Raw genomic sequence first — 12,907 nt, forward strand, 5'->3', positions numbered from 1 at the left:
CAACAAGTGGATGCAGGTGAGTTGACGATGGGGCGGCACGTGGCGCGCCCGCATCAGGAAGAAGCGATACGAGCTGCGGTGGAGGGGTTCTCGTCTGCATCGCGCGGCACTGTGGTGATGGCATGCGGGACAGGGAAGACACTCGTTGGGCAGCGAGTCGCGGAAGCGTTGATTTCAGGTGTGGAAGATCCGCGTGTGTTGGTGACTTTCCCGTCGATTCAGTTGTTGGATCAGACTTTGCGCTCGTGGCGGCGAGATGCGTTGCTTCCGTTTGATGCGTTGGCGTTCTGCTCGGATTCGACGGTGGGTAGTGATGACATCAGCGCAGCTGAGCTCACGGTCCCGGTGACGACGGACCCTGAGGTGTTGGCGCGATGGTTCGATGAGTGCACTGGATCGGTGAAGGTGCTGTTCAGTACGTACCAGTCGACTCCCTCGGTCGCTGAGAGTCACCGCCAGTGTGGGATCGGGTCGTGGGATGTGGTGATTGCCGATGAGGCGCACCGGTGTGCGGGGGAGTCGGACAAGGCTTTCGGGACTGTCCTTGCCGATGAGCGGATTCCAGCGGTGAAGCGTCTGTTTTTGACTGCGACTCCGCGTGTGCATTCGGCTGTTCGCCGGGGGGCGTCGCCGACATTGGCGTCGATGAATGACACCTCGCTGTTCGGAGTTCGGTTGCATACCTTGACGTTCGGTGAGGCGATCGGGCGAGGGTTGTTGTCGGACTATCACGTTGCAGTGATCGGTGTCTCGGATTTCGAAGCGCACAAATTGGTGCTCGACAATCCGGTGGTCGATGTCTCGTCGTTGGATCGTCTCGATGCATCGCATGTGGCTATACAAGTTGCGGTCGCGCAGGCTGCCCGCGAATACGATTTGCGGCGCATCATTGTCTTTCACAACAGGATTCGTTCTTCGAAGAGTTTCACAAAGGCTCTACCGGCGACCGTGGATTGTCTTTCCGAGGATCGACGTCCGACGGTGCCTTTGCGCGCGGAACACATCGACGGCTCAGCCGATGCGTCGCGCCGGCATGAGGTCGCCGAGCGGTTGGCGGCAACGGGGGCTCAGGAGTGGACGGTGATTTCGAATGTCCGATGCCTTTCCGAGGGCGTGGACTTTCCCGCGTTGGATGGCATCGTCTTCGCTGAACCGCGGACGTCGCAGATCGAGGTGGCGCAGGCTGTGGGCCGCGCGATCCGTCTGAACCCTAATCGGGATTCCGCCTCGTTGATTGTGTTGCCTGTGTATGTCGCTCCGGAGGAGAGCGCGGAGTCCGTCGTCACTGACTCGGCTTACAAGCACGTCTATCAAACGCTCAATGCCCTTGCCGATCATGACAACGAGTTGGCTGTTCAGTTGCGCCGTGCGCGGAGAGAATTGGGAAACGGTGAGCGCCCCAAGCTGCCTGATCGTGTCAGTGTCGTCATGCACGGTGCCGCGGACTCATCGTTTTACGAGGCGTTTTCCGCACGGATGATTCGAATGACGACAAGTTCGTGGGATGAAGCGATGGCGATTCTGCTGCGCTACGTGTCAGAAACCGGCACGTCTTTCGTTCCGACTGAAACTGTCTTCGGGGGAATGGAACTAGGCCGGTGGGTGGCCGATCGCCGCAAGAACTTCCGCAGGGGGCAGTTGTCGAAGGACCGGATCGCGGAGTTGGAGTCGTTGCCGGGGTGGGTCTGGGATGTGCTCGAATTCGAGTGGGCGCGGATGCTCGGTGTGCTCGAGAGATACGCCGCACAGCACGGCGGCACTTTCTTCACGAGGAAGAAAGTGGAAGGTACCCACCTCTCTAGCTGGGTGACTTATCAACGCCGTGACTACCGTGCCGGAATTATGTCGCCGGATCGAATCGCAGCTCTCGAGAACGTATCGGGATGGACGTGGGACCCGGCCTCCACGGCATGGGAGCAAGCGATGATGTTGTTGCGCCGATATGTCGATGAGCACGGAACATCGAAGATTTCGAAAAGCGCCACTATCGATGGTTTTCGACTCGGTTTGTGGGTTCGAAATCGGCGCAAAGAGTTTCGTGATGGAGTCCTTCCCGCGGAGCGTGTTGCGGAGCTGGAGGCGCTGCCGGGTTGGACGTGGGATCCCAAAGAGGCCCAGTGGAACGCGGGGTTGGATGCTCTTCTTGCGTATGTGGAGAGGAATGGTACTTCTGTCGTCGTTCCGGGCACGGTGATTGATCGTGTGAATCTGACTGTATGGGTGCAGAATCGCCGCAGGAACTTTCGTGATCGAATCCTTGCCGCGGAGCGTGTTGCGGAGCTGGAGTCGTTGCCGGGTTGGACGTGGGAGCCTCTCGCAGATCTGCAGAATGCTGGTATTGAGGTGCTGCGCAGGTATGTGGCCGAGTACGGCACTTCGAATGTTCCCGCGGACACGGTGTTCGAAGGGATCAACCTGGGCGGATGGGTCCAGGAGCGTCGTAAGAACCACCGCCAGGGGCAGTTGGCACCGAGCCGGATCGCGGACCTCGAAGCCTTACCGGGGTGGACGTGGAACGAGATTGCCGATCGATGGTCGTCAACATTCGACGTATTGAAGCAGTACGTTGCCGACCATGGCACTGCTGATGTGCCCAGACGAACGGAAGTCGGTGAGGTGCAACTGGGTCAGTGGGTCGGCAGACAGCGCAGATACCGACGGGGAGGTCAATTGTCGCCGGCACGTGTTGCGGAGTTGGAGGCGCTGCCGGGGTGGACGTGGGATCCCAAGGAGGATCAGTGGAATGCGGGGCTGGGAGCTCTTCGTGCGTATGTGGCTGAGAATGGTACTTCTGTCGTGCCACCGGGAACATTGATCGACGACATCAACGTGAGTGATTGGATTATCAACCGCCGGAAAGAGTTTCGTGATCGAATCCTTGCCGTGGATCGTGTCGCGGAGTTGGAGTCGCTGCCGGGGTGGACGTGGGATCCTCTCGCCGATCAGTGGAATGCGGGGCTGGGGGCTCTTCGTGCGTATGTGGCGGACAATGGTACTTCGATCGTCGCATCGGGAACGGTGATTGATGGCGTGAATCTGAGCGGATGGGTGCAGAATCGTCGCAAAAACTTTCGTGATCGAATCCTTGTCGCGGAGCGTGTCGCGGAGCTGGAGTCGTTGCCGGGGTGGACATGGGATCCGCTGGAGGACCAGCGAAACGTAGGCATGGTGGCGTTGCGTAAGTATGTAGAGGATCACGGCACTGCTTTGGTTCCCCACGATAGTGTGATCGGGGGAGTAGGTCTCGGAGAATGGGTAATGAAGCAGCGCAAGGACTTTCGATCAGGTTCACTCGCGGAAACACGTGCCGCCGAGTTGGAGGCGCTCCCAGGCTGGAGTTGGGATCCGCTAGCTGATCGATGGGCAGCGGCTGTGGCCGTACTGCGGAAATATGTCGATGAGCATGGCACCGCGAAAATTTCGAAAAGCACTGTCTTCGAAGGTGCCAACCTTGGCTTTTGGGTGAACAAAGTTCGACGGAACTTTCGTATGGGGAAATTGGCTTCGGACCGTGTAGCAGAGTTGGAGTCGATCCCGGGTTGGCGATGGTGAGCGGTGTGTTCACGGGCTGTCGGCGGCGCACATCCGTGGACCGCTTACTTGCTGTGCGCTGGTGTCGTGATCGGGCTATCGGCTGTTGTAGCGGACTAGCGGGAGGCGGGCATTTTGCCGACGTCGTCGGTATGAGGGCGGGGTTGCGGTGGCACGCGATGGCAGAGAGAAGAGGCTCGAAGGGGGAGTATGCGCATCAAAGATGATCATCCGGAGCTGTTTCGGCAGTTGCATCCGACACGAAATGTGGGGCTTGATCCTGGGTCGGTGACGAATTCGTCGCACCGGATGTTGTGGTGGTTGTGCCCGGCCGGCCATGAATGGTTGGAGTCAGCGTTTCAGCGGACCTCGCACATGGGGTGGAAGAACGGTGACCGCTATGCCTGTCTGTATTGCGTTGCTCCTGGATGTGTGGTGAACAGTTGTGGTCATCGGAAGTTTCGGGGCGGTAAGAACGCGATCTTCCGTGTGCTTGCGCATCCTTGTGACAAGTGTGAGATCACCGAGCACGCGCGTCTGATTCTCGATGCGCAGGCTGCGGCTGGTCCTGCCGCGGTGAGAGTTCTCGAGGACAGTCCGTTGTATGCGTTGTTCTGCAGTCGGGGATCCGAAGTGGTGCAGTGGTGGGAGCAGTTATTTCCGCTGTTCGAAGCCTATTTCGTTCGGATGGTCAGCTTGTACATCGCTGTGGATTCGGTGCAGGGTCGTCGTACCTTGAGTTGGCCGCAGCCCGCTGTGCTTGGTGGGTGCATGCTTCGCATTCTGGAGGTGTTGCCGGCTAGTTGTCAGGCCGAAATGCAGTCGGTCGTGCCAGCGGAATCGGGGCATTTCGGGCGTGCGGGTCGTACGACCCTGCCTGAAGTGCACCGGCGTTTCGAACTCGGGTGGGCGTTGAAGAATGCGGGGTTCGACATCTGCGACGAGGCGTTGGACGTCGATGTTGATCTGCGTGTGCTTTTCCTCGAGCAGCAACGTTTTTCGTCGACGGGGGAGCAGTCGCCGGTGGATTACTCGGATCGGCATTATCCGGCGTTCGATGCTGCGTCGTTCGACCGGGAGAAGGCATCTGCAGCGGTGCTGCACAATTTTCGGCCGATGGAGTTTCCGCAGCGTATTACGGCTGTGCGGGTGACGCTCGCGGAATCGGCGTCGGCGGACGTCGACGATCCGCTCGGGCGAGTACATGTCGGGTATGCGCCGGACCTGGCGCCGGAGGAGTTGTGGGAGCGGGCGCGTGGGGTGTGGAAGGTGCGTGCTGATCACGTTGTAGCGTCGTCGATTGTCCTGGTTGTCTTCGACCGCCGGGTGGTGATGGTCGCGTCGATCTCGGGTCTGTCCGTTCATCGTGACGGGCTGGCGATTGTCGGGACACCTCTGGTTGATCACCCGTTGATTGGCCGACCGGATCCGCTGCATACGCCGAATCCGTTGGCCCACGGATCTTTCGATCAAGGGAAGGTAGCGCGATGAGGAGCGATACTCCGCGTCATCTGTATGAGGTCGGGTCGGCGCTGTGATGTCGGAGGCACGTAAGACCAGCGATGTGGGGTCGATGTTGCAGTTTCTGCTCGCGACCCAGCCTGTCGGTGAGGTGCAGGTCGTTGACGGTTGCCGGGAGATGCGCCGGCATGTGCGATCGGATCCGTTGCCGGTGGCCGGTACCGGCGGGGCGGTGTGGGCGCAGTCGGTGGCAGCGGTGATGGAGAAACCGCAGCGCGCGAGATCCGGCCTGAAGTCGTCACCGCGTGGACCGAAGTCTCCGGTGCAGTCGTGGACGGCTGTTCTCAACGTGGGTGCGGAGGCTCTCGCGGGAGTGAACGGTGACGTGTCGGTGATCTCGAGTGGCGTCATGGGCCGTCTCGGTATCGACTCCGACGATGGCTCGTGGAGATGGATTGCGTTGTCATGTCCGGCTATTGGCGGGTTTGTGCGTCGTGTGCAGTTGGCTGCGACGCCGCTCGACAACGGTGACCCCACCTGGAGTCTGCTCGGCCATGATCGATGGGCGCCGCGTGTAGTGGCGAGAGTTGCTGCGGATGCAGAACGTGGGTTTCTGCTTTGACGCACGAAGCGGCGGGCGACGGCTGAACCACGGTATTTCGCCACATTCATGCTCCGTTCTGCGTCTATGCCGTCGAGGGGCGCATCTTTTCCGTTTTGGGGCCGATTGTGTCGGGGTGCGGCGGTCTGCGGGTGTTTGGGTGTGCGGAGATGTAATGGGTGCGGGGTAGAACGGACCTATGGATTCTGTGGAGTGCGCTGATATTCAGCAGCAGGTCAAGGTGACTGTGCCTTAGCCGCCGTGGGCGGCAGTCGCAGCTTTGTGGCGCTGAGAGTTCAGTGAGTACGAAAGCTGTTGTGCCGGAATGTTGATCATTCTGCTCAATGGTTCAGGCCACCGAATCGAGAGGTCAGTGTCGATCCGGCGGCCCGAGGCTCGCCGATGAGGGTCGGCGGGCAATTGCGATGTTATCGACATAGGCCGGCGGGTGGGTAGTGCCATCGGCTGGATGAGCGCACAGGAGGGGTCATGGCATCACCGGAGAAAAAGCTCGAGGAGCTGAAGGCGCGACCGGCTGGGCAGGTCGTGCTAGCTCGTCCGGGCAGTTGGTACCGATGGATTTACGTGGCCACTGCCCTCGGGACTATCGCCCTCGTCATCGGGACGGTCCTGGTGGCGCTCGGAATTCTGGCGCTCCCTCTCGGTTTTCTGGCAGCGGGCACGAACCCGTTCGAACTTCTCTTCCCCGCGGTGGAGGAGGCGAACAACGAACCCACCAACTTGCTGGTGCAGGCAGGTGGATGGGCGGTGTTCGGGGGGCTCGGCCTTTCGCTCGCTGGTTACGGACTCGGCGGCGCGGCCAAGGTGAAGACTGCAGGCCCCGACATCGTGACCGCCGGCGAGATCGTCAACGCTCCCACACGGCTGGCGAGGCCCCTGGTGCGGGCACTCGACGCCGCGGAGACGATCAGGCGCTCTGCTGCAGTCCGGGAAGGGTGGCTCACCGGTATCGACGTCGACGCGGCCCTGTGGAACCTCGTGCAGCAGTTCAAAGCCGGCGTGCACCTCGATGGAGAACTGCGCGCCGTGTACGAGCAGGTGGCCGGGGCGTCGGTACCCGACTTCCGGGAGCAGATCGACGCGGCCGAAGCTGCTGTTCTCTCGTGCACCGAACGTGTGAAGGCCGGAACGCAACGACTGGTCGACATCGCTGACCGCGTCGACAGTTTCGACCGCGAGCTTGCCGAACCCGCACGTCGAGCCGAGCTGACGAAGGAACGCGAACGCCGTACGCGCCGTACCCGTGAGCAGGTCGCGAAACTCTCCGCCGCACGGACCGCAGTCGAGAACATCGAACCGGTCCTCGACAATGTTGTCGACATTGCCGCCGGGCAACTTGACGCGTACGGAGAGCTACCGAAGATCGAAAAGATATGAAAGGCAGAGGCATTGGAGATGGCAAATGCCACAGAAAGCGACTGTGACCATGCACGATCATAACCAGTCTGATTCGGAGATCGACCACGGCAAAACTGGTCGTCCACCGATGCAACCGCGCGCGAAAGCCACCCGCGAAGCGATCCTCGAAGCGTCCGCAACCCTGTTCGGCAAAACGGGGTACGCGGGCACCTCCATCGACGACATCGTCACACTCGCCCCGGTCACCAAAGGCGCGATGTACTTCCACTTTTCGAAGAAGGAATCCATCGCAAGAGAGATGTTCCGCCGTTGGTCTGACGCAGTCACCGAGACGGTCGGGAAAGCGATCGCAACCGGTCAACCCGCAGACCGGCAAGTACTGCTGATTTACCGCGAACTCGCCCGCCGCACCCAAAACGAGGCGATCATCCGCGCCGGCCTCGTCCTGAGCGTCGACCAGTCACTCAACGACGCGTATGCCACCTACGAAGCATGGACAGAAGTCCTGACGCCGATCGTCATCGACGCGATCCGTTCAGGCTCCCTCGACTGCGCCGAAAGCATGTCCAGGCTCGCAGACACGCTCTGCGCCGGTTTTGTCGGCGCGGTGAAAGTTGCGGCGAGTTTGGGTGAGAACGGCACCATCATCAGGCGTGTCGATGATCTGCTGATGATGTGGCGCGGAACCGATCCGGCGGCCGTCCGGATGATCGCAGGAGCGATCCTGTGAACACGGCCGAACGAATCTAGGGCCGCACCCAGACGCGTATGCCGGAATCATCCATCGAAAATTGTTCGCTTGGTGATGTCACTGTCCGCCGCCGCTGCTCGGTATCTGGGCTGTGATCGAACGGGGCGTCAGCCGCTTCTGGTCGGTGCCGTCAGGGTTCATGGATGCAAGCTCGGTGCGTTCAGCCGTGGAAATATCGACAACCACATCCCCCGACAGCGTCGTTGCTCTGTTGTAGAGGATGCGTGAACCGTCCGGTGTGAACTTCGGATGCACGGCGGACGTGTCGGTCAGTGGCGTGATCTCTCCACCACCGGCAGGCATCGAGTAGATCTCCGATCCGTTGTTTCCGCCGCGATTGCTCGAGAAGACCAGAGTGGAACCGTCGGGCGAGTAGGCGGGGTCCGCGTTCCAAAATTGGTCCCGCAGAACAACCTTTGTTTCTCCACCCGTCACCGGTGTCTCGACTATGTAGCCGCCGACTCTGAAGACCACCCGCGAGCCGTCCGGTGAGAACGTGGCATCGGATCCGCCCTCTTCCTCGGCGACAACGCGCACGTCGGAGCCGTCGGTGTTCATGATGCTGATGCCGCTGCCGGTGCTGAACGCGATGTGGGACCCGTCGGGGGAGAAGGCAGGTTGGTGGCCACCTTCGCGAATAGTGCGCGATTCACCGGAATCTAGGTCCACGAGTTCGATGTTTCTTCCTCCGCGGGTGTAGGCCAGCTGGGTTCCGTCTGGTGATAGTGCGGCGAAATTGCCGTATCGGCTGTCTGTGCTGTCGTCACCGACCGTTGGGGATATCTGTCGCACACCGCTGCCGTCGATGTTCGCCACGAATATCTGGCCCCAGCCGTCGTCAAAAGAGATGATCGCCTGTGCTGGAGTTGGCGGCGGTTCGTCGGCGCAACCTGCAAGAACGATGGAAGATGCGACGAAGACGGGCAACAGCCGGGAGAAACGCATCAACTGATCATGCACGAATCACGGCGTCGTCGTCGCCTGTGGTTTTTGTGGCTCGCCTTCGCCTCATTCGGGAGTGGACGTTGATTTGGATTGCCGTGCCGGCTCTTCCAGATTCGGTGCCTCTGTCCTGTCCTCGCCGGGAGTCGGTTCGAGGGCGGCCGCGGCGACGGCGGGCGCCTCTCTCATGTTTTCTGGCACCGTCGTGCCGCCCGGCAAGCTGACTGGGCCATTGTCGTTGATGTCGCGGAAGAGGAGTGCGCGGTAGTTAGGGTTCAGAGTGGACTTCCCCCAACGGTATTCACTGCCTTGCGGGCCTTTTGCGCGTACTGCGCTGGTCGCCCGCTGCAGCATTCCGCGGTCTTGTGCGTCGAGCCTCTCGATCAAGCTCGCGATCATTGTTGCGCTCCGACTCACCGCTTCTTTGTCCGACGGTGTCAGAACGCTGGGTGTCAGAGCGGTGATGCCGGCCTTGGCTTCCGCGTAGTCGGGCTGTCCGGCGCTGCCGAAGAAGAAGGCCTCGGGAGAGGTGTTGACGAGGCGGCCGTGGACCGGTGCCCCGTCTTGGTCGAGTCGGTCGAGCAGAACGTAGCCGTCGGGCGGGGAGACTGGTTCGGTGGTTGGCCTGGCCACGGCCCGTATGGCTTCGGGGAACGTGGTCCCGGGATGTTCTTGCTGGTACTTGCGTGCGGCTTTTTTCCGGCCGGAGTTCTTTGTCATCGGTCGAGCTCCAATCACGATGGATGGGCGATGTCCCGCGTGCACCGCCACAAGTCGTGACGAGCATTCGTTGATTGATCCGGTGGACCTTGCCCTCGACCGTCTCCGCTGCGATGACGCGGGCATCTGGAAGACCTCGGGGTCAGCCGTACAACGTCGGCTCTGGCAAGCAGACTAACACGACCGAGCGACACCAAGCGGGCGAAGCGCATGTATTGCCTTGTGCGGGAACGGCACACAGAAGCTGCGTTGCCGGAACGGCTCTCACCGCGTCGCCGCAGATTGCTGGACGTATCTGGGAGGCGGGATGGGGTTTCGGGGGAATTCCGTAGCGAACGCCATCAGGGTGGTGACCTAGGTCGAGTTTGTACGTGCAGGGCCGGTGAGCATTGTGTTCACCGGCCCTTTTCGTGCGCCCGACAGCTGCGTGGTTGGCGCAGCGGTGCCGTCTGAGCTAGTGCGTGAGCTTCAGCTGGTCGTGAAGAACCTTGGCCCCGGCGAGCGACAATCCTCGATTCGCCCGACGCAACTCGCGTATGGCGACTAGTGGTTGTTTCGAGGGAGAAATCCCCTCCGCAGCCAATATGTCTACCGCCCAACGCGTTCCGGATCGCACTGCTTCATTCTCGGTCCCGCCGAACACCGCGGTCAGGTTCTTTCTGCCGCCCACAGAACGGGGCGCCAGCACAGCAACACCGATAACCAAAGCCAAGGTCGTGTAGATCGCCATCACACGGTGAACGCTACCGCCGATCTGCCGGCCCTGCCTGGCGCAAAGATTCTCAGCTTCTGCAGGATTGGACGCTTGAACCTTCCGGTCAGCTCACCGATGGCACTTCGGTGATGGCGTCGGCAGTGACGAGCATGTCGATCTCGACGCTGTTGGTTCCGCCGGCGTCGGTGACGTGCACTGTTACTCCGCCGAGCCACTGTCCGTCATGCATTTTCGCCCAGAATTTCAAAACCCCGTCCAGGTATCCGGACATGTACAGCGCGGACGTTTTCACCCGCATACTCACATGATCGGCGCGTGATGCTCCTCCGCGTCCGAGTGGCAGCGCCCGACCGATGTCGATTTTCACTGCCCTCGGCTCGTCGAATGTCCTGATCACAGGGTGGTCCGGCCAACGTTCGTTCCAATGATTGGTGTTGATCACAGTGCCTTCTTCAGGGGGGCAGGCTTGTGTGCTGCGTCGACGGCCGGGGCGATCGCTCGCCAGACGGACACCCCTGCCTCTTCGCGGATCTCCATCCGTCCTGTGCGCCGTTGGAACCCCTTCCCCGTAGCCGCGACGTCGAGCTGGACGGACGTCACCCGCCCGCGCCCCGCAGTCAGGCCGCTGTACCCGGCGACTGTTGATTCGATGCGCAGATCCGGGCCGTCCCATTGCCCTTGAGTGACCACGAGAACATTGCCCTTGGATTTGGCCCTGGCGACGACTGCTCGCGCCCTCGACGGTGTGACGGCCGCACCAGAAAGTCCGAGTATCACCAGGTCAATGCCGTCAAGCAGGACTGCTGCCACCTCGACTGCACTGTCCCGAGGCTCCGGGATCAGTGCAATCCGTGACAAATCTGCACCTTGTTCCGTGGCTGCGAGTAGTCCCAGAGTGGGCATTCCGATCACTGCTGCGTGCCCGCCGTCTGCTGTGACGGATGCAAGCAGGCCGATGAGGACGGAGTTCGCCCCGGAGACGCTGACGACGGTGCCTCGTGCGAGTCCTCCGCGTGGAAGTAGTTCGCCGATCGGCGGCGGCACCGGGAGCATTCGGAGGGTTGATTGCGCCGTGGCCACGATCGGAGTCGGCTCGCGCTCGTCGACTGGGCGGAGCATCACCGAGGGTGTCGCTGGTTCGGTGCCGTCCGAGCGGGCGGGGATCGAGGCCATCTTGCGGCGTAGCTGTTCGAGCTTTTCCGCCTTGGTCAGCACCGTTGTTGCTGATGAGTGGGGCTGTTGGCTCACCGTCGCCCCGCTTTCCTGGATTCGCGCGTATTTCTCGCACACCCAGGATACTCGAACACAAGTTCGATAAGAACAGGTCTGGGCCGAGTAAGCGCGGCGTCTAGTTCTCGAGGGTGGTATCTGCGTCGCGACGAGGACGGGGCGCACCCTCGATGTGTTTGGTGCGGACGCCAGGACTGTCTGTCGCTTCGTCCGCTGGGATGTCGCGTGTGAGGTCGGAGCGGTCTGTGAATTGCGCTCGTCCGAGGGAAGCCGGGAGGAGCGGGAACGAGGGGGATGTGCGCATCCACCGCTTTTCTGCGCCGATCGTCGCCCACAACACTGCAGCCAGAAGTGCCGCGTTGAGCCACATGTCCGCACGGGAGAGGTATGTGCTTTCCCCGGCGAGGTGGGCGAGGATCGCGCATGCGATCAGCAACGCGGCGATGTCCTGTACGAGGTAGCGCGGTAGCCGGGCCAGTGAACGTGTCAGCAGCGGTGAAGGGTTCGACTGCGGCGATGCCAGGATCGACACTGCGGACAGGAGGATCGCGCAGGTGGCAGCGAGCCAGGCCAGCCACCACACGTAGGTGGCAGCGGCGGCGCTGGAGCCGATCGCTTCCGCTGCCTGCAGCACGGCATCGGAGGCGTCGAAGGCGGCCACTGGTGTCGGATGTGAGGTGCCGGCGGCGGCGACGAAGTCGGCGCGAATGCTGTCGAGATCTACCCATCGGGAGAATCCCAGCGGGACCATGAAGGCGGCAACGCGCAGAGCGAAACGGACGGCAGGGCGCAGCAGCCACCATGCCTGGCGAAGGACGAGTTTCACCTTGGTGGCTGTGTCGCTGGTGAAGATCGCGGCGAGAGAGTTGATCCGGTCCGCCAGCAGCGACCGGGTGGAGGCGATAGTGCTCATATGTGCTTACTTTCGATGCGAAGGGGAGGATGCGGCCCGGCCGATCCGTGATCTCTAATTGCTCTGTCGGCCAGCATCATTCATTCTTGGATGACAGGTGGATTACTACGAAGCGTCCAGAATGCAGGCACTAGACTTCGGCGTTTCGAAGGGTGTCATCGTCATGTCGGGTTTTCCTGCTGAGCAATGGTTTCGGCGCGGCTTGCGCAGTCTTCGAGATCGGCGATTGTGTGCCACGCGTCCTCCCAATCGCCACCTTCGTGGGGGTCCAGTACGTTCGCTGGTTCGGTTGCCAGGAACCGTGCGAGGAGACGGCGGGCGGCTTCTCGGCTGGCGATGTTGCCGTACTGAAGCGCGCAATTCGACACCTGTCGTATCTCGTCCGCCTCTTCAGTGGTGATGCGCCGGTGACCGTTGAGTTGTAGCCAGTAGAAGACAGCTTTCCCTGCTGCCAGGAAGAACTCGTCGGGCTCTGAGCCGTAGGGGACACCTTCACTGGCTTCGATCGCGACTCTTCCGATGTCGATCGCAAGTTCGTCTGCGGCTGTGAGGTTATCGGCGTCGAAACCTGTTGCCGGTTCCGCTGCGGGGGTGGGGAATTCGTTGCCGTGCTGGTGGGCGGTGTCGCCGGTGGTGGTATTCATCTGTGGTGTCTCCGTTCGA

General features: G+C 61.3%; 11 protein-coding genes and 1 pseudogene. 5 read left to right on the forward strand and 7 right to left on the reverse strand.

Features of this window, described 5'->3' with window-relative positions; genetic code table 11:
• The first annotated feature begins 6 nt into the window (after window positions 1-6).
• The 5 genes from BH682_RS34220 (at window position 7) to BH682_RS34240 (ending at window position 7,703) form a co-directional block, all read left to right on the forward strand.
• Window positions 7-3,552, forward strand: coding sequence for a DEAD/DEAH box helicase (locus BH682_RS34220; protein ID WP_143542582.1), 3,546 nt, complete (start codon window positions 7-9; stop codon window positions 3,550-3,552).
• A 189-nt stretch (window positions 3,553-3,741) separates the two neighbouring features.
• The gene (locus tag BH682_RS34225; protein ID WP_075836508.1) at window positions 3,742-5,022 is read left to right on the forward strand and encodes a zinc-ribbon domain-containing protein; all 1,281 of its coding nucleotides are present in this window, start codon (window positions 3,742-3,744) and stop codon (window positions 5,020-5,022) included.
• A 46-nt stretch (window positions 5,023-5,068) separates the two neighbouring features.
• On the forward strand, window positions 5,069-5,614 hold the full coding sequence (locus BH682_RS34230) for a hypothetical protein (protein ID WP_075836510.1): 546 nt from the start codon (window positions 5,069-5,071) through the stop codon (window positions 5,612-5,614).
• 468 nt (window positions 5,615-6,082) lie between these two features.
• Window positions 6,083-6,991: a hypothetical protein gene (locus BH682_RS34235; RefSeq protein ID WP_075836512.1), complete on the forward strand. Its 909-nt coding sequence runs from the start codon at window positions 6,083-6,085 to the stop codon at window positions 6,989-6,991.
• 49 nt (window positions 6,992-7,040) lie between these two features.
• Window positions 7,041-7,703: a TetR/AcrR family transcriptional regulator gene (locus tag BH682_RS34240; RefSeq protein WP_075836672.1), complete on the forward strand. Its 663-nt coding sequence runs from the start codon at window positions 7,041-7,043 to the stop codon at window positions 7,701-7,703.
• A gap of 78 nt (window positions 7,704-7,781) precedes the next feature.
• On the opposite strand, the gene BH682_RS34245 is transcribed toward BH682_RS34240, so the two are convergent.
• The 7 genes and pseudogenes from BH682_RS34245 to BH682_RS34275 form a co-directional block, all read right to left on the reverse strand.
• On the reverse strand, window positions 7,782-8,669 hold the full coding sequence (locus tag BH682_RS34245; protein ID WP_075836514.1) for a TolB family protein: 888 nt from the start codon (window positions 8,667-8,669) through the stop codon (window positions 7,782-7,784).
• Window positions 8,670-9,109: 440 nt separating this feature from the next.
• Window positions 9,110-9,227 (reverse strand): annotated as a pseudogene (locus tag BH682_RS36160) (short chain dehydrogenase); the annotation flags it as partial.
• Between the two features lie 613 nt (window positions 9,228-9,840).
• A complete protein-coding gene (locus BH682_RS34255) occupies window positions 9,841-10,119 on the reverse strand; it encodes a hypothetical protein (RefSeq protein ID WP_143542583.1) in 279 nt (92 codons plus the stop codon).
• 85 nt (window positions 10,120-10,204) lie between these two features.
• Entirely contained in the window at window positions 10,205-10,468 is a 264-nt protein-coding gene (locus BH682_RS34260; RefSeq protein ID WP_223304635.1) for a hypothetical protein, read from the reverse strand.
• A 71-nt stretch (window positions 10,469-10,539) separates the two neighbouring features.
• Window positions 10,540-11,349 carry a hypothetical protein gene (locus BH682_RS34265; protein ID WP_075836675.1) on the reverse strand — a complete coding sequence of 270 codons (810 nt, stop codon included), beginning with the start codon at window positions 11,347-11,349 and terminating at the stop codon, window positions 10,540-10,542.
• Between the two features lie 100 nt (window positions 11,350-11,449).
• Window positions 11,450-12,244, reverse strand: coding sequence for a hypothetical protein (locus BH682_RS34270; RefSeq protein WP_075836520.1), 795 nt, complete (start codon window positions 12,242-12,244; stop codon window positions 11,450-11,452).
• A 161-nt stretch (window positions 12,245-12,405) separates the two neighbouring features.
• Window positions 12,406-12,888, reverse strand: a complete 483-nt coding sequence (locus tag BH682_RS34275) for a hypothetical protein (RefSeq protein ID WP_223304636.1) — start codon at window positions 12,886-12,888, stop codon at window positions 12,406-12,408.
• Between the last annotated feature and the right edge of the window lie 19 nt (window positions 12,889-12,907).

The sequence above is a fragment of the Rhodococcus sp. YL-1 genome (genome assembly GCF_001942025.1).
Classification (GTDB): domain Bacteria; phylum Actinomycetota; class Actinomycetes; order Mycobacteriales; family Mycobacteriaceae; genus Rhodococcus_F; species Rhodococcus_F qingshengii.

Excerpts from the sequence above, each read along its gene's own strand:
- BH682_RS34225 (WP_075836508.1), top strand. The coding sequence starts at position 3,742 with ATGCGCATCAAAGATGATCATCCGGAGCTGTTTCGGCAGTTGCATCCG.
- BH682_RS34230 (WP_075836510.1), top strand. The coding sequence starts at position 5,069 with ATGTCGGAGGCACGTAAGACCAGCGATGTGGGGTCGATGTTGCAGTTT.
- BH682_RS34235 (WP_075836512.1), top strand. The coding sequence starts at position 6,083 with ATGGCATCACCGGAGAAAAAGCTCGAGGAGCTGAAGGCGCGACCGGCT.
- BH682_RS34240 (WP_075836672.1), top strand. The coding sequence starts at position 7,041 with ATGCACGATCATAACCAGTCTGATTCGGAGATCGACCACGGCAAAACT.
- BH682_RS34245 (WP_075836514.1), bottom strand. The coding sequence starts at position 8,669 with ATGCGTTTCTCCCGGCTGTTGCCCGTCTTCGTCGCATCTTCCATCGTT.
- BH682_RS34270 (WP_075836520.1), bottom strand. The coding sequence starts at position 12,244 with ATGAGCACTATCGCCTCCACCCGGTCGCTGCTGGCGGACCGGATCAAC.
- BH682_RS34275 (WP_223304636.1), bottom strand. The coding sequence starts at position 12,888 with ATGAATACCACCACCGGCGACACCGCCCACCAGCACGGCAACGAATTC.